The organism is Aurantimonas sp. Leaf443 (genome assembly GCF_001425575.1).
Taxonomy (GTDB): Bacteria; Pseudomonadota; Alphaproteobacteria; order Rhizobiales; family Rhizobiaceae; genus Leaf443.
The window spans coordinates 344848-363930 of the sequence record NZ_LMRD01000007.1; the positions used below are offsets into that span (position 1 = coordinate 344848).

18 protein-coding genes are annotated in these 19083 nt (G+C 70.5%); 8 read left to right on the top strand and 10 right to left on the bottom strand.

Annotated features, from left to right (window positions below; all coding sequences use genetic code 11):
• Positions 1–21: 21 nt before the first annotated feature.
• The gene (locus ASG48_RS09795; RefSeq protein ID WP_055848774.1) at positions 22–618 is read right to left on the bottom strand and encodes a histidine phosphatase family protein; all 597 of its coding nucleotides are present in this window, start codon (positions 616–618) and stop codon (positions 22–24) included.
• Between the two features lie 270 nt (positions 619–888).
• Between ASG48_RS09795 and argB the strand changes: the two genes are divergently transcribed.
• Complete coding sequence (argB, locus tag ASG48_RS09800) at positions 889–1719, top strand: acetylglutamate kinase (protein WP_244486881.1); 831 nt, start codon at positions 889–891, stop codon at positions 1717–1719.
• Between the two features lie 128 nt (positions 1720–1847).
• On the top strand, positions 1848–3137 hold the full coding sequence (locus ASG48_RS09805) for an MFS transporter (RefSeq protein ID WP_055849707.1): 1290 nt from the start codon (positions 1848–1850) through the stop codon (positions 3135–3137).
• Between the two features lie 4 nt (positions 3138–3141).
• Here ASG48_RS09805 and ASG48_RS09810 read toward each other — a convergent pair whose 3' ends face one another.
• Complete coding sequence (locus ASG48_RS09810; protein ID WP_055848776.1) at positions 3142–4083, bottom strand: EamA family transporter; 942 nt, start codon at positions 4081–4083, stop codon at positions 3142–3144.
• Positions 4084–4176: 93 nt separating this feature from the next.
• Here ASG48_RS09810 and ASG48_RS09815 point away from each other — a divergent pair, with 93 nt between their 5' ends.
• On the top strand, positions 4177–4899 hold the full coding sequence (locus tag ASG48_RS09815; RefSeq protein WP_055848780.1) for a pyrimidine 5'-nucleotidase: 723 nt from the start codon (positions 4177–4179) through the stop codon (positions 4897–4899).
• A gap of 28 nt (positions 4900–4927) precedes the next feature.
• Here ASG48_RS09815 and ASG48_RS09820 read toward each other — a convergent pair whose 3' ends face one another.
• The 3 genes from ASG48_RS09820 to rmuC all read right to left on the bottom strand — a co-directional run bounded on the left by ASG48_RS09820 (position 4928) and on the right by rmuC (position 8249).
• Positions 4928–5215 carry a hypothetical protein gene (locus ASG48_RS09820; protein ID WP_055848783.1) on the bottom strand — a complete coding sequence of 96 codons (288 nt, stop codon included), beginning with the start codon at positions 5213–5215 and terminating at the stop codon, positions 4928–4930.
• Positions 5216–5378: 163 nt separating this feature from the next.
• Positions 5379–6887, bottom strand: coding sequence for a serine protease (locus ASG48_RS09825; protein ID WP_244486859.1), 1509 nt, complete (start codon positions 6885–6887; stop codon positions 5379–5381).
• Positions 6888–7049: 162 nt separating this feature from the next.
• Positions 7050–8249, bottom strand: a complete 1200-nt coding sequence (gene rmuC, locus ASG48_RS09830) for a DNA recombination protein RmuC (protein ID WP_055848788.1) — start codon at positions 8247–8249, stop codon at positions 7050–7052.
• A 154-nt stretch (positions 8250–8403) separates the two neighbouring features.
• Between rmuC and def the strand changes: the two genes are divergently transcribed.
• The 3 genes from def to truA are packed head-to-tail and all read left to right on the top strand — an operon-like array spanning position 8404 to position 10678.
• The gene (def, locus tag ASG48_RS09835) at positions 8404–8919 is read left to right on the top strand and encodes a peptide deformylase (RefSeq protein WP_055848791.1); all 516 of its coding nucleotides are present in this window, start codon (positions 8404–8406) and stop codon (positions 8917–8919) included.
• A 4-nt stretch (positions 8920–8923) separates the two neighbouring features.
• Positions 8924–9874, top strand: a complete 951-nt coding sequence (fmt, locus tag ASG48_RS09840) for a methionyl-tRNA formyltransferase (RefSeq protein WP_055848792.1) — start codon at positions 8924–8926, stop codon at positions 9872–9874.
• Between the two features lie 3 nt (positions 9875–9877).
• Positions 9878–10678, top strand: coding sequence for a tRNA pseudouridine(38-40) synthase TruA (gene truA, locus ASG48_RS09845; RefSeq protein ID WP_055848795.1), 801 nt, complete (start codon positions 9878–9880; stop codon positions 10676–10678).
• A gap of 15 nt (positions 10679–10693) precedes the next feature.
• Here the strand turns inward: truA and ASG48_RS09850 are convergent, their stop codons facing one another.
• Complete coding sequence (locus ASG48_RS09850) at positions 10694–11710, bottom strand: glycosyltransferase family 1 protein (RefSeq protein WP_055848797.1); 1017 nt, start codon at positions 11708–11710, stop codon at positions 10694–10696.
• A gap of 107 nt (positions 11711–11817) precedes the next feature.
• On the opposite strand from ASG48_RS09850, the gene ASG48_RS09855 reads away from it, so the two are divergent.
• The gene (locus ASG48_RS09855; protein ID WP_055848800.1) at positions 11818–13044 is read left to right on the top strand and encodes an NAD-dependent epimerase/dehydratase family protein; all 1227 of its coding nucleotides are present in this window, start codon (positions 11818–11820) and stop codon (positions 13042–13044) included.
• Between the two features lie 307 nt (positions 13045–13351).
• Complete coding sequence (locus tag ASG48_RS18805; RefSeq protein WP_162243922.1) at positions 13352–15484, top strand: calcium-binding protein; 2133 nt, start codon at positions 13352–13354, stop codon at positions 15482–15484.
• A 130-nt stretch (positions 15485–15614) separates the two neighbouring features.
• On the opposite strand, the gene exbD is transcribed toward ASG48_RS18805, so the two are convergent.
• The 4 genes from exbD to dapE all read right to left on the bottom strand — a co-directional run bounded on the left by exbD (position 15615) and on the right by dapE (position 18971).
• On the bottom strand, positions 15615–16037 hold the full coding sequence (exbD, locus tag ASG48_RS09865) for a TonB system transport protein ExbD (protein ID WP_055848805.1): 423 nt from the start codon (positions 16035–16037) through the stop codon (positions 15615–15617).
• A 3-nt stretch (positions 16038–16040) separates the two neighbouring features.
• Positions 16041–17015 (bottom strand): tonB-system energizer ExbB, encoded by a 975-nt coding sequence (exbB, locus tag ASG48_RS09870; protein ID WP_055848808.1) that lies wholly within the window; start codon positions 17013–17015, stop codon positions 16041–16043.
• 161 nt (positions 17016–17176) lie between these two features.
• The gene (locus ASG48_RS09875) at positions 17177–17815 is read right to left on the bottom strand and encodes a hypothetical protein (RefSeq protein ID WP_055848811.1); all 639 of its coding nucleotides are present in this window, start codon (positions 17813–17815) and stop codon (positions 17177–17179) included.
• Positions 17775–18971 (bottom strand): succinyl-diaminopimelate desuccinylase, encoded by a 1197-nt coding sequence (dapE, locus tag ASG48_RS09880; RefSeq protein WP_055848814.1) that lies wholly within the window; start codon positions 18969–18971, stop codon positions 17775–17777. The genes ASG48_RS09875 and dapE overlap by 41 nt, the downstream gene beginning before the upstream one ends.
• Between the last annotated feature and the right edge of the window lie 112 nt (positions 18972–19083).

Sequence of the window (19083 nt, forward strand, 5' to 3'; positions counted from 1 at the left end):
GCGGGATGGGTCATGCGGGCCTCACGGCTCGATCAGGATCCGGTCCTCGACGGACAGCCGGTCGCCGTCGAGGCGCACCACGAGGACCTCGCCGGAGGCCGGGAAGACGTCCGTCAGCGCGGTGATGTTCACCTGATGGGTGACGAGCACGGCCTTCCGCCCGGCGGCGTCCAGCGCCTTCAGCCGCGCGATCACGGCCGCGCCTTGGCGCTCGGCCTCGCCGCGCCCGGCGAAGAAGGAGTTCAGGGCCGGTTCCTCCTCCACCGCGGCAAGGCCGAGGCCCGACGCCGTCTCGCTCGCCCGGCACCATTGGCTGGTGAGGACGATGTCGGGAGCCAGCCCCGCCTCGCCGAGCGCCCGGCCGATGGCTTTCGCCTGGGCGCGCCCTTCCCGCGAGAGATTGCGCTGGGTGGCGCAGTCGCCGAGCGCGAAGCCGGCGGGATCGCCGGTGCCCGGCGCCAGCGCGTGGCGCATCAGGAGATGGCGCCCCGGCGCCTTCGCCGCCGCCCCGATCTCGGAGGGCTGCGCCGAGGCGCAGGGACCCGAGAAGGCGCTGACGAGAGCGACGGACAAAGCGAGCGCGAAGGGCGCCAGGCGCCGACGCAGACCGTAGGACATGGGGAGATCGCTTTCCGTTCGCCACAGCTGGAGGCGGCCGCGGCCCCTTCCTCGGCGCCGGGCATCCCGCCTGGAACGGGAGTTGGGCCGGATCGATCGCGAAGGAAGGGGCTGGCGGCGTTTCCAATCGTCACGAAACTGGGATAGAGCGCGCCGGGCGTTGCCGCGCCTGTGCCCTCTATCCCCGCAAGGAGCCGCCCTGTGTCCCAGATCATCCCCGACGACAACGGCCTGACGCAGGCCCGCCTCCTTTCCGAGGCCCTGCCCTTCATGCAGGCCTACGAGAACAAGACGGTCGTGGTGAAATACGGCGGCCACGCGATGGGCGACGCCACGCTCGGGCGCGCCTTCGCGCGCGACATCGCGCTTCTCAAGCAGTCCGGCATCAACCCGATCGTCGTCCATGGCGGCGGCCCGCAGATCGGCGCGATGCTGACGCAGATGGGCATCGAGTCGCGCTTCGAGGGCGGCCTGCGCGTCACCGACGAGGCGACGGTGAAGATCGTCGAGATGGTCCTGGCCGGCTCGATCAACAAGGAGATCGTGGCCCTCATCAATGCCGAGGGCGAATGGGCGATCGGCCTGTGCGGCAAGGACGGCAACATGGTCTTCGCCGAGAAGGCCCGCAAGACGACGATCGACCCCGACAGCCACATCGAGCGCGTGCTCGATCTCGGCTTCGTGGGCGAGCCCGTGGAGGTGGACCGCACGCTCCTCGACCTTCTCGCCCGCTCCGAGATGATCCCCGTCATCGCCCCCGTCGCTCCCGGCCGCGACGGCCACACCTACAATATCAACGCCGACACGTTCGCCGGCGCCATCGCGGGCGCGCTGGAAGCCTCGCGCCTCCTCTTCCTCACCGACGTGCCGGGCGTCCTCGACAAGTCGGGCCAGCTCATCAAGGAACTCTCCGTCGCCGAGGCCAAGGCGCTGATCCGCGACGGCACGATCTCCGGCGGCATGATCCCGAAGGTGGAGACCTGCATCGAGGCGATCGACCGCGGCGTGGAAGGGGTCGTGATCCTCACCGGCAAGACCCCGCACGCGGTGCTTCTGGAACTCCTGACCGAGCACGGCGCCGGCACGCTCATCGTGCGCTGAGGGCGGGCAAGGCGCGCAGCGGCACCACCGCCGGGTTGCGGCCCGGCGGTGCAGATGGTAAGCGCGGCGAAAGGCGTAACGCAGAGTACGCCGCCCCTTCGCAGCCGAAAGCCCCTCTTTTGTCCACCCTGTCCGCCAGCGCCGCGACGGCGCCCGTCAATTCGCGCTCGCGCGTCCTCTTCGCCAGCCTCATCGGCACGACGATCGAGTTCTTCGACTTCTACATCTACGCGACCGCCGCCGTGCTCGTGTTCCCGGCGCTGTTCTTCCCCTCGGCCGACCCGGCGACGGGCACGCTCCAGTCCTTTGCCACCTTCGCCATCGCCTTCTTCGCCCGGCCCGTCGGCGCGGCCGTCTTCGGCCATTACGGCGACCGTATCGGGCGCAAGGCGACGCTGGTGGCGGCGCTGATGACGATGGGCCTGTCGACCGTCGCCATCGGCCTCCTGCCGACCTACGCCTCGGTCGGTCTTCTGGCGCCGCTCCTTCTGGCGCTTTGCCGCCTCGGCCAGGGCTTCGGGCTCGGCGGCGAATGGGGCGGGGCGGTTCTGCTCGCCACCGAGAACGCGCCGGAGGGCAAGAAGGCCTGGTACGGCATGTTCCCGCAACTCGGCGCCCCCATCGGCTTCATCTGCGCCACGGGCAGCTTCCTTCTGCTCGTAGAGCTGCTCGACGAGACGCAGTTCCTGGCCTGGGGATGGCGCATTCCCTTCGTCGCCTCCGCGCTCCTCGTCTTCGTCGGCCTCTACGTGCGCCTGAAGATCCACGAGACGCCGGCCTTCCGGAAGACGCTGGAGCGCCACGAGCGCGTGAAGGTGCCGCTCGCCACCGTACTCACCACCCATGGCGCCATGCTCTTCGTGGGCACGGTCGGCGCGCTGGCGACCTTCACCCTCTTCTACCTAATGACGGTCTTCACCCTCTCCTGGGGCACGGGCGCGCTGGGCTTCACGCGGGCGGAGTTCCTGCCGCTGCAGATGCTGGGCGTCGTGTTCTTCGGCCTCACCGTGCCGATCTCCGCGCTTCTGGCCGACCGGTTCGGCCAGCGCGCGGTGCTGACGGGCGCCTCGATCGCGATCCTCCTCTACGGCTTCACCTTCGCGCCGCTCTTCGGCGCCGGCACGGCCGTCTCCTCGGGCCTGTTCCTTTCGCTCGGCTTCGCGCTGATGGGCATGACCTACGGCCCGCTCGGCACCGCGCTCGCCGGCCTCTTCCCGACCTCGGTGCGCTATACGGGCGCCTCGATGACCTTCAATCTCGGCGGCATCGTCGGCGCCTCGCTCGCCCCCTACATCGCGCAGACGCTGGCGACCGGCTACGGCGTGGCGGCGGTCGGCTGGTACCTGTCGGGCGCGGCCTTCCTGTCGCTCGTGGCGCTTCTCGCCATGCGCAAGGAGACGGGCGCGGAGGCCTTGTAAGGCCTCAGGCCGCCTGGACCAGAAGCGCCAGGATGGCGCCGACGATCAGCGCGCAGCCGACGATTTCGCCGGCCGTGACGCGCTCGCGCAAGACGAGGACGGAGGTCGCCAGCGTGAAGACCAGCTCGATCTGGCCGAGCGCGCGCACATAGGCGACCTTCTGCAGCGTCATCGCCGTGAACCAGCCGGCGGACCCGGCGACGCCGACGAGCCCGACGAGAAGCGCGGGACCGGCGGCGCGGCGAAGGTTCCGCAGCTCGCCACGCTCGAAGAGGGCCATGTAGACGAGCATCAGCAGCGTCTGCACGCCGGTCGCCGCCAGGAGCGTGACGGCGGCGCGCACAACGGCCTCCCCGTCCAGCGCCAGCGAGGCGCCGCGGAAGCATACGGCCGAGACGCCGAAGAGCGCGCCGGACAGGATGCCGATCGCCGCCTCGCGCGAGGCGAGGCCCCGCAGGAGGCGGGCCGCCACGCGGCGCGCCCGGCCCTCGCCCACCGCTTCGGCCCGGGCTGGGGCCGAGGACAGGGTGATGGCGACGACGCCCGCGATGCCGCAGAGGATGGCGATGACGCCGGCGGCGGGGATCGTCTCGTCGAGGAAGAGGGCGGCGAAGAGCGCGGCCTGCACGGGCTCGGTCTTCGAATAGGCCGTGCCGACAAGGAAGTTGCGCAGCGAGAAGAGGTGCAGGAGGAGGAAGGTCGCCGCGATCTGCGCGAGGCCTCCGATCGCGGCGGCGGCGAGGAAGCGGCCGTTCGCCGCGGGCAGCGCATAGCCGAAGCCCTGGACGAGGATAACGAGATAGAGCGCGGCGAAGGGCAGGCCGAAGCCGAAGCGCGCGAAGGTCGCCCCCAGCGACCCCATCCCGCCCTTCAGCCGCCGCTGCAGACCCGAGCGCAGGTTTTGCAGGAAGGCCGCCGCGATGGTAATCGGAATCCACAGCGGCATGCGCGCCCTCCCTCACCCGTCCGGGTCGCGTCCTCCCACCGCCGCGACCCGCGCGGATCGGCCGGCCCGAGCAGAAAAGACGACACGATCCCCATGAGCGACAGTACGGACATCCTCAAGACGGCGGATGCCACGCCCGACGATTTCGCCCATGTGCGCGACTGGGTGTTCGATCTCGACAACACCCTCTACCCCCGCCACACCGATCTCTTCTCGCAGATCGACACGCGCATGACGGCCTTCGTCGGCAATCTCCTCTCGCTCGACCCGGACGCGGCACGGGCGAAGCAGAAGGATTTCTACCGGCGCTACGGCACGACGCTGGCCGGGCTGATGCAGGAGCACCGGATCGACCCGGACGCCTTCCTCAACTACGTCCACGACATCGACTATTCCTGGCTCGCGCCCGACCCAGCCCTCGGCGAGACGATCCGCGACCTGCCGGGGCGCAAGTTCATCTTCACCAACGGCGATCGCGGGCACGCCGAACGCGCCGCGCGTCAGCTCGGCATGGCCGAGCATTTCGAGGATATCTTCGACATCGTCGCGGCCGGGCTCGTGCCCAAGCCGGCGGCCGAGACCTACGACAAGTTCGTGGGCCTGCATAAGATCGAGACGGGCCGCGCCGTGATGTTCGAGGATCTCGCGCGCAATCTCGAGGTCCCCAAGCGCCTCGGCATGGTGACGGTGCTCGTCGTGCCCCGCAACTTCGAGGCGGTGCTCGGCGACGTCTGGGAGCACGAGGGCCGCGACGGCGCCCATATCGACTTCGTCACCGACGACCTCGGCGCGTTCCTCAAGCGCATCTCCGGGTAAAGCCCGACGAGGCCGCGGGACTCGGAAACTACTGGCCGAGGAGCGAGCGGTCCTTGCGGGCGAGGCCCTCGCCTTGGCTCGTGCCGCCGCCTGTCTTCTGCGGATGACCCTCGTGATTGGCCTCGAGAATGCCGTCCATATGCGTCTGGTCGCTGGTATGGCGGCCCTGCGCCGTCTCTTCGCGGTCGTGCTCGCTGCGCGCGTCGGTGTCGGAACGCTCGGCGCGAGGCTTGGTCTCGTCGCGCTCGATGCGCTGGGAGACGTCCTTGCCCTGCTGCTCGCGCATCATCTCGGGATCGGGATTCATGTCCGGCATGGGGGTCTCCGTCGCTGGTGAAGCGGGCCCGAAAGGGGCGGCTCGATCGTCCTGCCAAGCCAACGTATCGGGCCCGTGCGCGTTCCGCCGGCCCATCGCCATGGCGGACCGCGAAAGGCCGGGCACGGGGCCCGGCCTTTCGGATCGAGGACGGTGACGAGGCTCAGCCGCCGAGGCACAGGACCGGCAGCACCGAGTCCTTCACCGAAGCCGTCGCGTCCGGCACGCTGGTCGCCTCGGCCTTCGGATCGGCGACCTCGAAGGCGACGCCGTTCTTCTTCAGGAAGGCAGCCGCCACGTCCGGACGGATGGCGAAGTTGATCGACTGCGGAATGTCGCCCGTCGCGTCCGCCACGGCGACCGCGTTCAGCTTGGCGGTCACGACGCCCACGACGCGGCCGGCGAGGTCGATGAGCGGACCGCCCGAATTGCCGGGCTGGACGGCCGCGGAAATCTGCAGGTAGCGCGGGTCGTTGCGCAGGCCGAGCAACGAGGAGACGTTGCCGCGCGTGACGTTCAGGCTGTCGGCGAGAATCGAGCGCAGCGGGAAGCCGAGCGCGAGCACGTCCTCGCCCAGGCGCGGCTTGTCGGCGACGATCTTCAGCGGCGTGCCGATCGCCGTGTCGAGCTTGACGAGCGCCAGATCGTTGGCCGGATCGACGATCGTCTTCACGACGCTGCCCTTGTCGCCCACGAGCACCGACTTGCAGGCCTTCACGACATGGGCGTTGGTGAGAACCCAGCCGTCCTTGGAAACGACGAAGCCCGAGCCGGACATATCGAGCGGCCCGACCGGCGGCTCCAGCGTGTCGGCGCGCGCATCCGTGTTGCGGATGAACTGGGAGGGCAGCGAGAACAGGTTCGAGCCGCTCTCGTTGCTGGCGACCGCGAGTTCGCGCGCGCCGTCCGTATCGTTCGAGGCGACGGCCGGCCCTTCCGGCGTTCCGGCGAAGGGATCGAAGCTCGCCGCGGCGACCGTGGCATAGGCTTCCATCGACGGCGCGTCGGCCTCGTCGAAGGTCACGGAGAAACCGCGCAGGTCGTCGTCGAGGCCGGAAAAATGCATGACGTAGCGACGGCCTTCCGCCGTGCCGGCGACCTCGAAGGTCAGGCCGTCGAACCGCTTCTCGTCGACCGAGCGGCGTTCCGTCGGCTGGGAGAGCACGTCGTAGAGGCCCGGCAGCGTCTGGCCGGTGCCGGCGATGCGCACGGTCTCGATCTCGATCCGGCCGTCCTCGGACGCCCAGAGAGAACCGACCTCGCTCGCGCCGCGCTCCGACACCTTCATCGTGGGAAGCGGCAGCGTGATGCCCGTGCGCGGATCCTCCACGTCGGCGACGCCGAGCGGATTGCGGATGCCGTCGGAGGTCGAGACGAGGAGGCGCAGCATCGCGTCGTCGATCACCCCGGTCGCGGCGAGCCCGTGGCGGGCCTGGAAGTCGCGCACCGCGCGCAGCGTGGCCGAATCGATGTCGCCGTCGAAGGCACCGGCATAGTCGCCGGTCCAGGCGAGGCGCATCTGCAGGCCGCGACGGAAGGGAAGGTCGGTCTCGCGATTATAGGCGTCGGACAGCTGGCTCGCCGCAGCGGGCATGGAAACGAGCGCGATCGGCGCGCAAGTCGCCGAAGCCAGCATCACCATCGATAGTACGACCTTGGCGCCGCGCCACATGTCGTCCCCCGCTCCAAACCATTGACGGACAAGCAACGCGAGACCTGTGAATTCGATCCCCGCGGGTCTTTACTTTTTCTTCACACTGCTCCTGGCCGACTGCCGGCGCAATGGCGCGAGGACGCTGCGGCGAAGGAAATTTGCCGCAGCGTCAATTCCGGTTCAGGGGGTCGCCACGCGCGGCCGGCCCTGCGGCTCAGGCTCTTGCGCGGCGATCTCCTCATTCGGCAAGTCGATCGTCTCGATCCGTTCACCACGGCGCATGATCTTGGCGGTGGAGACCAGAATCTGGTCGATGTCGCGCCCCGCCTGGCCGAAATGGTTGCGCAGCGCGCTCACCCGCGCGTCGAGCCGTTCCAGGTCCTTGCCGAGATGGCGCACCTCCTCCTGGATGCGCCCGGCCTCGGCGCGCATGCGCTGGTCGCGCAGGAGCGCCTGCACGACCTGGATGGAGAGGACGAGGAGCGAGGGCGAGACGATGACGACGCGCTGGCGATGCGCCTTCTGCACCACGTCGTCGAAATGCTCGTGCAGCTCGGCGAAGATCGACTCGGCGGGAATGAACAGGAAAGCGGTGTCCTGCGTCTCGCCGGCGATGAGGTAGCGCTGCGCGATGGCCGAGATATGCGCGTCCATGTCGCGGCGCAGGCGCTGGGCGGCAAAGGCCCGCGCCCCGTCGTCCTCGGCCGCCTTCAGCGCCGTATAGGCCTCCAGCGGGAACTTGGCGTCGATGGCGAGCGGCGGCGAACCGTTCGGCATGTGGATGAGACAGTCCGGCCGGCGCCCGTTGGAAAGCGTGTGCTGGAAGGCGTAGGCGCCCTGCGGCAGGGCGTCGGCGACGATGGCCTGCATCCGCCCCTCGCCGAAGGCGCCGCGCGTCTGCTTGTTGGAGAGGATGTCCTGCAGGCGCACGACCTCGCCGGCCAGCCCCCGGATCTCGCCCTGCGCCCGGTCGATGACGGCCAGCCGCTCGGCGAGCGCGGCCAGCGAATGGCGCGTCTCGCCCGCGCTCGTCATGATCGACTGGCCGACGCGCGTCGTCAGCCCGTCCATGCGCTCGGCGATGGCGCGGGTGAGGTCCGCCTGGCGCGAGCCGAGCACCTCGGCCATGGTCTGCATCCGCCCGCTCATCTCCGCCTGCGCCCGCGTGATGGAGGAGAGCTGGTCGGCGGCGATCTCGGCGCGCAGCTCGGCCTCGGCGATGGAGCGGCGCGCCGCGCCCGCCGCCATGCGCCACAGGACGAGAAAGGCCGCGGCGAGCGCGCCCAGGACCAGCGCGGCGCCCTGCAGGGGCACGCCGGCAAGGCTCGTCGCCGGGGCGGCGAGCCAGTCGAGAAGGGCGTTCGTCGGCGCGCTCGGCATGGTCGGTTCCAGGACCGGTGCGCGGCGGCGGACCGGATCAAAACAGGAACATGGCAGAGAGCGGACGCCGCGGCAAGGCGGCTTGCGACGCGCTGCGCCCCGTCCTGCGCGCGGGCGATTGATTCTCGCCGCAGCGCCCGTTACGGGAACGGCCATGACGATCAAGCCCCTCATCATCCTGCCCGACCCGCTGCTGCGCGTCGCCTCGCGCCCGATCGAGACCATCGACGCGGCGGTGAAACGTCTCGCCGACGACATGCTGGAGACGATGTACGATGCGCCCGGCATCGGCCTGGCCGCGGTGCAGATCGGCGAGCCGGTGCGCATGCTGGTGATCGACGTGTCGAAGGAGGAGGAGGAGAACGCCCCGCGCGTCTTCCTCAATCCGGAGGTCCTGTCGGCCGGCGAGGAGACCAATGTCTACGAGGAAGGCTGCCTGTCGATCCCGGACTATTATGCCGAGGTCGAGCGGCCCGCCGCCGTCACCGTGCGCTATCTCGGCCTCGACGGCGCGATGCGAGAGGAAACGGTGGACGGGCTTCTGGCGACCTGCCTGCAGCACGAGATCGACCACCTCAACGGCGTCCTCTTCATCGACCACATCTCCAAGCTGAAGCGCGACATGGTCGTGAAGAAGTTCACCAAGGCCGCCCGCAAGGCCGGGGTCTGACCCGGTGACCCTGCGGGTCGTCTTCATGGGCACGCCCGCCTTCTCGGTGCCGACGCTGCGCGCGCTCCATGCCGCGGGCCACGAGATCGCCGCCGTCTACGCCCAGCCGCCCCGGCCCGCCGGGCGCCGGGGCCTCGGCGAGACGCCCTCGCCCGTCCAGGTGGAGGCCGAGCGGCTGGGGCTGCCGGTGCTGACCCCGAAGACGCTGCGCGAGCCGGCCGCGCAGGCGCGGTTCGCCGCGCACGGCGCCGATGTCGCGGTGGTCGTCGCCTACGGCCTCCTCCTGCCCAAACCCGTCCTCGACGCCCCGCGCCTCGGCTGCCTGAACGGCCATGGCTCGCTCCTGCCGCGCTGGCGGGGCGCCGCGCCCATCCAGCGCGCCATCGAGGCGGGGGATGCGACGACGGGCATGATGGTGATGCGCATGGAGGAAGGGCTCGACACCGGCCCGGTGGGGCTGACGGCCGATCTTGCCATCGGCGCCACGGAGACCGCCGGCGAACTCCACGACCGGCTGAGCCAGACCTCCGCCACGCTGATGGTCGAGGCGCTGGCACGTCTGGAGGCCGGCACGCTCGCCTTCGAGACGCAAGACTCGATCGCCGCCCGCACCGGACGACAGGTGCTCTACGCCGCCAAGATCGCCAAGGACGAGGCGCGCATCGCCTTCGACACGCCGGCGCCCGGCGTCGCGCGGCGCATCAACGCCTTCTCGCCCTTTCCCGGCGCCTGGACGCTCCTGCCCGGCGGCGAGCGCGTCAAGCTCCTGCGGGCGGAGCCCTGCGAGGGCGCGGGCGCGCCCGGCACCGCCCTCGACGACGCGCTGACGATCGCCTGCGGCACGGGCGCGGTGCGCCTTCTCGCGCTGCAGAAGGCCGGCGGCAAGGCGATGGAAGCGCGCGACTTCCTGCGCGGCACGCCGCTTCCCGCCGGCGCCCGCCTCGGGCCGGGCTGACGGGTGCCGCGCTACAAGCTCACCGTCGAATATGACGGCGCTCCCTATGTCGGCTGGCAGCGCCAGGAGAACGGCGCCTCGGTGCAGGGCGAGATCGAGCGGGCGATCGAGGCCTTCACCGGCGAGGCCGTCACGATCTTCGGCGCCGGGCGCACGGATGCCGGCGTCCACGCCACGGGCCAGGTCGCCCATGCCGATCTCGCCCGCGACTGGCCGACCGACACGGTGCGCGACGCCCTGAACGCGCATCTGCGCGAGACGGGCATCGCGGTGCTGGACGCCGCGCTCGCCGAAGACGGTTTCGACGCCCGCTTCTCGGCCCGCAAGCGCCACTATCTCTACCGCATCCTCAATCGCCGCCCGCCGCCCGCGATCCTCGCCGGTCAGGTCTGGTGGGTCTGGAAGCCGCTCGACGTCGCCGCCATGCACGAGGCCGCGCAGCGTCTCGTCGGCACGCACGACTTCGACACGTTCCGCTCCACCAAGTGCCAGGCCAAGAACCCGGTGCGCACGCTGGAGCGGCTGGACGTGACGAAAGGCCCCGGCGACGAGGTGCATATCCATGCCTCCGCCCAGTCCTTCCTGCACAACCAGATCCGCTCCTTCGCCGGCACGCTGAAACTCGTCGGCGAGAACCGTTGGAACGCCGAGGACGTCGCGGCGGCGCTGGACGCGCGCGACCGCACGCGCTGCGGCCCCGTCGCCCCGCCGGACGGACTGTATCTCACCGGCGTCGACTACGGCACCGCGCCCAAGCGCACGCTGCCGCCCTATGCCGGACGCGACCGGGCGGACTCGGTCTAGCGCCGACTTTCGGCCTCACCGAACCGGGACGAGATTGCCCGCGAACTGGCGCGTGCAGCCTTCCCAGGAAAACGTCCGCGCAAAGGCTCGCGCCGCGCGCCGGTCGATGGTCAGCGCCGCAAGCGCCGCCTCGCGCAGGTTCTCGGACAGCACCGCCTCGGGCCGCCCGCCCACGATGTCGATCGGCCCCGGCACGGGGAGGGCCGCGACCGGCGTGCCGCAGGCGAGCGCCTCCAGGACGACGAGGCCGAAGGTCTCGAAGCGCGAGGGGAAGACGAAGGCGTCGGCGGCCGAGAAATGCCGCGCGAGATCCTCGCCGTGGCGCGCGCCGAGGAAGTGCGCGGCGGGAAAGCGCGCCCTGAGGGCGGCCAGCGCCGGCCCGTCGCCGACCACGACCTTCGAGCCCGGCAGGTCGAGCGACAGGAAGTCCGGCAGGCTCTTCTCGGGCGAGACGCGCCCGACATAGAGGAAGATCGGGCGCGGCAGGTTCAGGAAGTCGGCGTCGAAGCCCGGCTCCTCGCGCCAGGGGCGGAAGAGCGCCGTGTCCACCGCCCGCCCCCAGGGCACGATATTGGTGAAGCCGCGCTCCGCGAGCTCGGTCTCCAGCGTCCGCGTCTGCACCATGAAGCGGGCCGCCGGGCGGTGGAACCAGCGCTGATAGGCATAGGCGGGCGCCGGCGGCAGATGCAGGCGCTTGGCGAAATAGTCGGCAAAGCGCGTGTGGAAGGAGCTGGTGAAGGCGAGCCCGTGCTTCAGGCAATGGCGCCGCGCGGCGAGACCGACCGGCCCCTCGACGGGAATGTGGATGGCCTCCGGCGCGAAGGCCTCGATCGCGCGCCCGATCGCGGCGAAGGCGCCCAGACCCAGCCGCACCTCGCCATAGCCCGGCGCCGGCAGGCCGGCGAAATCCGCGGGCCCGAGCACCTTCACCTCGTGCCCCAGCGCCGTCAGCCCGTCCACCGTCGTCTGGAAGACCCGCACCACGCCGTTGATCTGCGGGTGCCAGGCATCCGTTGCAAGGAGAACACGCATGTCTAGTTCCGCTGTGACGAAGGGCGCGGCGGCGTTGCCGGCCGCCGGGGCATGGCGATATGCGGATGGGATGGCCTCTGGCCGATCCGCGGGAGGACGACCGTTTCATGAAGATCGTGATTCTGGGAGGGGACGGCTTCTGCGGATGGCCGACGGCCCTGAACTTCTCGGCCAAGGGCCACGACGTGACCATCGTCGACAGCCTCGTGCGCCGCAGGATCGACGAGGAGCTCGGCGCCGGCAGCCTCACGCCCATCCGCTCGATGGAGGAACGCCTCGCCGCCTGGCGGGAGGTGGAGGGCGCGACGATCGGCTTCCGCCAGTTCGACGTCGCCCACGACTACGAGACGCTGGAGGCGTGCCTGCGCGAGATCGGGCCGGACGTCATCGTGCATTTCGCCGAGCAGCGCGCCGCGCCCTATTCCATGAAGTCGCCCGGCCACAAGCGCTACACGGTCGACAACAACATCAACGCCACCCATGCCGTCCTCTGCGCCATGGTCGAGGCGTGCCCCGAGGCCCATCTCGTGCATCTGGGCACGATGGGCGTCTACGGCTACGGCAAGACCAAGGGGCTGACGGTTCCGGAGGGCTATATCGAGGCGACGCTGCATTCGGGCGGGCGCTCGAGCGACCTCGACATCCTCTACCCGGCCGATCCCGGCTCCATCTACCACATGACGAAGACGCTCGATCAGCTGCTCTTTTACTTCTACGCCAAGAACGACCGGCTGCGCATCACCGACCTCCACCAGGGCATCGTCTGGGGCACGACGACGGATCAGACCGACCGCGACGAACGGCTGATCAACCGCTTCGACTATGACGGCGACTACGGCACGGTCCTCAACCGCTTCCTGATGCAGGCGGCGATAGGCCACCCGCTGACCGTGCACGGCACGGGCGGGCAGACGCGCGCCTTCATCCATATCCGCGACACGGTGCGCTGCATCGAGAAGGCCGCCGCCACGCCGCCGTCGCGCGGCGAGCGCGTGCGCATCATCAACCAGATGACCGAGACCCACCGGGTGCGCGATCTCGCCGAACTCGTCTCCAAGATGACCGGCGCGCCCATCGAGACGCTGCCCAACCCGCGCAAGGAGATGGCCGAGAACGATCTCGCCGTCGTCAACGACACGCTGATCGGCCTCGGCGTCGCGCCCACCAAGCTCTCCGACGGCCTCCTCAAGGAGGTGGTGGACGTCGCCCGCCGCTATGCCGGGCGCTGCGACCGCGCCAAGATCCCCTCCGTCAGCCGCTGGGTGCGCGAGGACCCCGCCGCGCCTGCCCCGCAGGCCGCGCTGCCGGCGGCGCTGGCGGTGCCGGCCAAATAGGCGACGACAGACCATGAGCCGGCGGCATCGAGGATGCCGACCCGGCGGTTCTCCCTGCCGAAGATCCGCGTCGTCCCGGAGAGACGGGCGCGGAGATACGGGGCGCGAGTGGCTTCGGCTTCAGGTTGCCGCGTCAAATCCCCGCGCACGTTAAGTTCAACGTCTCGGCCGCCGTTTTCCCTTCTCCGCGGACGCTTAACCGACAGTTAATGCGCCGAGACACGCGCCGGATCGCCGAAAGGCCTCTGCGGAACAAGCCGAGGCCGGCGGCGCGGTCATGGGGACGAAACACCTGCGGGAGACGGACATGGCCACCATCATCGGCACCAGCGCGGACGAGCGGCTGCGCGGCACGCAAGGCGCGGACTTCATTTCGGGAGGCGCGGGCGAGGACCGCATCCTCGGTCTGGCGGGCGACGACGAGATCGATTCCGTCGACCGGCCCGACAACATCTTCGCGGGCGTCGTCATGCCGCAGAGCGATTTCGTCTTCGCCGGAGCCGGCGACGACCGCGTCACCGGCGGACGGCTCGACTATCTCGACGGGCAGGACGGCAACGACGTCCTCTCGCTGAACTTCAATTTCGACGGGCCGAACCTGAACCCCGCGCCCGTCACGCTCGCCATAAACGCCAACGGCGTCGGGCGCGCCGATGACGGCACGGTGATCCGCGGCTTCGAATCGGTCAACCTGACGCTGACGAACGGCGACGACGCGGTCTCGACCGGCAATGTGCGGGCCAGCCTCCACGGCATGAACGGCGACGACGTGCTGACGACGGGCGACGGCGACGACGTGGTGTTCGGCGGCGGCGGCAACGACACGATCTCGACGGGCGCGGGGAACGACGTCATCTCCGGCGGATCGGGCAACGACACGATCCGCGGCGGGGCGGGCGACGACAGCCTGAGCTTCGACCCCGCCAACGAGGGCGCCGACGCCGTCGATCTCGGCGAAGGGTCCGATACGGTCAGCTTCCAGGGCTTCGACACCGGCCAGATCCGCGTCACCTTCACCAGCGCCGATGTCGGCAACGGTTCAGCGCTCGACGGCGCCAATGCCGCCAACGAGGACGGCGGCCTCGCCGTGCGCATCCAGCGCGAGGATGCCGACGGCAACCTGATCGGCGACGTCAGCCGCTTCGACGACGAGGGCATCACCTTCGTGGAGGGCACGCAGGGCTACACGTTCGACGTGCGCGATCTCGTCTCCGGCACCCAGCGCGGCGACCAGTTCGCGGGCGTCGTGCTCGGCACGGGCGGCAACGACACGCTGTCCTTCTTCCCGCCCTTCCGCGAGGCGCAGCCCTTCTACTACAATGCCGGCATGGGCGACGACACGGTGGTCGCCGGCAGCGGCAACGACTTCCTCGTCGGGGGCGCGGGCAACGATACGCTGACGGGCAATGGCGGCAATGACAGCCTGCTCGGCGGGGCCGGCAATGACGTCGCCGATTTCGACGTCTCCACCGACGGCCTGGACAGTGTCGATCTCGGCGCCGATTCCGACCGGGTCAACGTGTCGTCCGCCGCCGGCGGTCAGGTGCGGCTCACCTTCACCAGCGCCGAGGTCGGCAACGGCCTTGCCGCCGACGGCAACACGATGGCGAACCAGGACGGCGGCCTTGCGGTTCGCCTCTCCGCCGAGGACGGCGGCGACGGCCTCGCCGGCCCGGTCAGCCGCTTCGACGACGAGGGCGTGACCTTCGTGGCCGCGACGCCCGGCCTCACCTTCGACGTGCGCGACCTCGTCTCGGGCGCGGCGCGCGGCGACGCGTTCGAGGTGGTCACGCTCGGCACGAGCGGGAACGACACGCTGACCGCCCTCGACCCGGCCAGGGCGACCTACGTCAATGCCGGTGCCGGCAACGACACGGTGACGGGCGGCGCGGCCGCCGACTTCCTCGTCGGCGGCGCCGGCGACGACACGCTGAACGGCGGGTTCGGGAACGACAGCTTCATCGGCGGCGGCGGCAACGACCGCATCGGCGGCGACCAGGGCAATGACGATCTCGCCGGCGGGCTCGGCGACGATCTTCTCTCGGGCAATGCCGGCAACGACAGGCTGGCCGGCGAGGACGGCAACGACAATCTCCTCGGCGCCCTCGGCGACGACGTCCTTCTCGGCGGCCTCGGCAACGACCGGCTCGCCGGCGGGCTCGGCGACGACGACCTGACGGGCGGCGCGGGGGCGGATCTCTTCGTCTTCACCGCGGCGGACGGCGCGACGTCGGACGACATCGTGCGCGACTTCGAACTCGGCGTGGACCACCTCGTCCTGCGCGGGCTGAGCGTGGCGAGCATCGCGGACTCCGATGCCGGCGCGCGGATCACCTATTCGAACGGCGCCACCACGACGCTGCAGGGCATCGATGCCGAAAGCCTCACGCCCGGCGACGTGGTGATCCAGAACGGCGGCGGGGACGGCCTTCTCGTCTGAAAGACGTCGCAAGGCGGGCGGGGCCCCGCGCCCTGCTCGCCTGCCATCCTTCCATCGCGTGTTCACGGCCAAGGCGTCGGATCCCCGGGGCCGGCGCCTTTCGTTGCCTGCCCTCTGCGCGGCCGGCCGATCAGCCGCCGCGGGCCTCGAGCCCGACCAGCGCGATGCGCGTGTAGCCGGCGGCACCGAGGCGGTTCATGACATCCATCATCTCGCCATAGGCGATGGCCTTGTCGGCCCGCAGCAGGATGCGCCGGTTGCGATCGCCCTGCGTCACCGCGTCGAGCGCGGCGGCAAGCCTCTCGCGCGCCACCGGATCGGTGCCGACGGCAAGGCTCAGGTCCTTCTTCACCGTCAGGAAGACCGGCTCCTCCTGGCGCGGCTTGGGCGCGGCGGCCGCCGCCGGCAGGTCGACGCCGACATCGACGGTGGCGAGCGGGGCGGCCACCATGAAGACGATCAGAAGCACCAGCATCACGTCGATGAAGGGCGTGACGTTGATCTCGTGGGTCTCGGCAAGGTCGCCCTCGCCCTCGCGGATCGATCCGGCCATGGCTCAGGCGCTCCCGTCGACGATGCGCAGCGAGGAGGCGCCGGCGCGCTCCACCTCGCGGCTGACCAGCCGCTCGACCCCGGCGGCGGCGTCCGCGAGGAGGTGGCGCACGCCGGCGATCTGGCGGGCGAAGGCGTTGTAGATGACGACCGCCGGAATGGCCGCGACGAGGCCGATGGCGGTCGCGAACAGCGCCTCCGCGATGCCGGGGGCGACGATGGCGAGATTCGTCGTCTGCGCCTGGCTGATGCCGATGAAGGCGTTCATGATGCCCCAGACGGTGCCGAACAGGCCGACGAAGGGCGCCGTGGAGCCGATTGTGGCCAGAAGTCCCGTGCCCGTCTGCAGCGCCCGTCCCCCGCCCGCCTCGATGCGCGAGAGGCGCGAGGCGACGCGCTCCTTCAGCCCGCCCGCCGAGGCGCCGGGGATGGGCGTCGTGCGCGCCGCCTCGTCCGCCGCCGCCCGTGCCATTTCGGCGCCCGGCCCCTTGGCCCGGCCGAGGACGAAGAGAAGCTCCGGCAGCCCGTCCGCCGCCGCGATGGCGGCGATGGCACGCCGCGCCCGGCGCCGCGCGACGGCGATCTCCAGCGACTTGGCGAAGAGGATCGCGAGGTTGAGGATCGAGGCGAGGCCGAGACCGACCAGCACTGACTTCACCACGATATCGGCCTGGCGGAACATGCCGACGGGCGACAGATCGTGCGGCAGCGCAGGCGGAACGACGCCGGGCGCCGCGGGGAAGAGCGGTTCCCCATCCGCCATGCTCGCCGCGCCGTCCTCGACGCGCAGCGGGGCGGGAAGGCTTCCATCCGCCGGCGGGGCCGGCTGCGCGGTCCCGCCGGAGGGCGCCGCGGCGCCGGGGGCACTCTCCTGCGCGCCGGCGCTCGCCGTGCCCAGTCCCGCCAGAAGCGCCAGAACGCAGAGAGGCCGCGTCGCGCGAAAGGCGCGGCGCGGTCCGTTCGAGAGTAGCGCGGCCATGGCCCGGACCCTTTCCTGCTCGTCGCGGCGCCGTTCGGCGCGGCGCTTGTCGGGGCCGCCGCGAGCGCGCCGGCCTTTTCCGGCGGCAGGCTTACTAAAACTTGTCTCCTTTAGTCCACAAATAACGATTCCAAACTGCGGGACGCGTGCCCCACGGATCGTCAGCGCAGGAGCGCGATTCCCGTCAGGTCCATGACCGCGCCGTAGGCGACCAGCGAAGACAGGACCATGAGGATGCAGGTGCCGATGGCGAGCGTCATGTCCCTGCCGGTCGCCAGATGCACGAGGCGCACGGTGAGGACGAGCGAGGCGATGGTGACGAGGACGCCGAGCGCACCCGTTTCCGGCCCCGGCCCGAAGGCGAAGAGCAGGAGCCAGTAGGGCGAGAAGGCCCAGGCCAGGAACGCCCCGCCCCAATTGGAGACGACGACGAGCGGCACGATCTTGCGCCCGATCCCGAGTCGGCGGGCGAAGGTCATCAGCACCAGGATCGGCAGCAGCCAGCCGAGAAGGTCGGCCATCGCGTGCGTGGCGTAGATCGAGAAGGCGCTCGCCTCGATGGCCGGCCCCGGCCGCTCCACCAGTTCGAACTCCAGCCAGGAGAGCGCGACGGCGGGCGCCGCCACGAGGATCGCCGAGAAGGACTGCCAGAAGCCGTCGGCCGAGAGATCCAGGCGCTTCAGCCCCTCCGCCTTTCCGCCCATCAGCATCGCGACGCCGCTGAAATAGCGCAGGATCTCGCCGACATTGGGGACGAGATCAGGCGTGGGCGGCGAACCAGCGGGCGATGAAGGCTTCATAGATCTTCGTCAGGAGCTCGAGATCGGCGACGGCGACCCGCTCATTGGCCATATGCATCGTCTTGCCGACAAGCCCGAATTCGACGACCGGGCAATGATCCTTGATGAATCGCGCATCCGAGGTGCCGCCGGAGGTGGAGAGTTCGGGCCGCCGCCCGGTCACCGCCTCCACGGCGCCGGCGAGCGAGCGCGTCAGCGCCTCGTCGCGCGTCAGGAAGGCGTCGGCCGGGCGCTCGCGCCATGTCACGCGCACGCTGGCGGGCGCGCGGCCCGGCCGCAGCCGCGGGTCGCCCGCCCCTTGCGCAATGCGGCGCTGAAGTTCGTCCATCAGCGTTCGCGGCGTCCATGCGTCGCTGAAACGCACGTTGAAGAAGAGCCGCGCCCGCGCCGGGACGACATTGACCGAGGTGTTGCCCGTGTCGATCGAGGTGATCTCGAGATTGGACGGGGGAAACCGCTCCGAGCCCGCGTCGAGCGGCACCTCCATCAGCGCCATGGCGATGGCCGTCAGCGCGCGCAGCGGATTGTCGGCGAGATGGGGATAGGCGACGTGGCCCTGCACGCCTTCCACCACGACCTCGCCCGAGAGCGAGCCGCGCCGGCCGATCTTGATCATGTCGCCGATCGCCTCCGGGTTGGTCGGCTCGCCGACGAGGCAGGCGTCGAAGCGCGTGCCCCGCGCGGCCACCCAGTCGAGAAGCTTCACCGTGCCGTTGATGGCCGGCCCCTCCTCGTCGCCGGCGATGAGGAAGGAGACGCGGCCCCTGGGCGCCCCGCAGCGCTCGACATGCCGGGCGAAGGCGGCGAGGAAGCAGGCGATGCCGCCCTTCATGTCGGCCGCCCCGCGCCCGAACACCTCGCCGCCCTCGACCGTGCCGGCGAAGGGATCGTGGCGCCAGTCGCCGAGATCGCCGGGCGGCACGACGTCGGTATGGCCCGCGAAGGCGAGATGGGCACCTTCCGTACCGACGACGGCGAAGAGATTCTCCACGTCCGGCGTGCCCTCCTCGCGGAAGACGGGCCGCGAGACGGCAAAGCCGAGGCGCGACAGATGCGCCTCCAGAACGGCGAGCGCGCCGCCCTCGGCGGGCGTCACCGAGGGGCAGCGGAGGAGATCGACGAGGATCGCGAGCGGGTCTGTGAGGGCTGTCGTCATGGGCGGCGGGATAGACGATCTGATGCTCTCGCGCCACAGTCGAGGCCGCAATAGAATCTTTACGTTTCGCGATTCCTGCCTTTATGGTGGCCTCGCCACGTTTCGGCCCCTT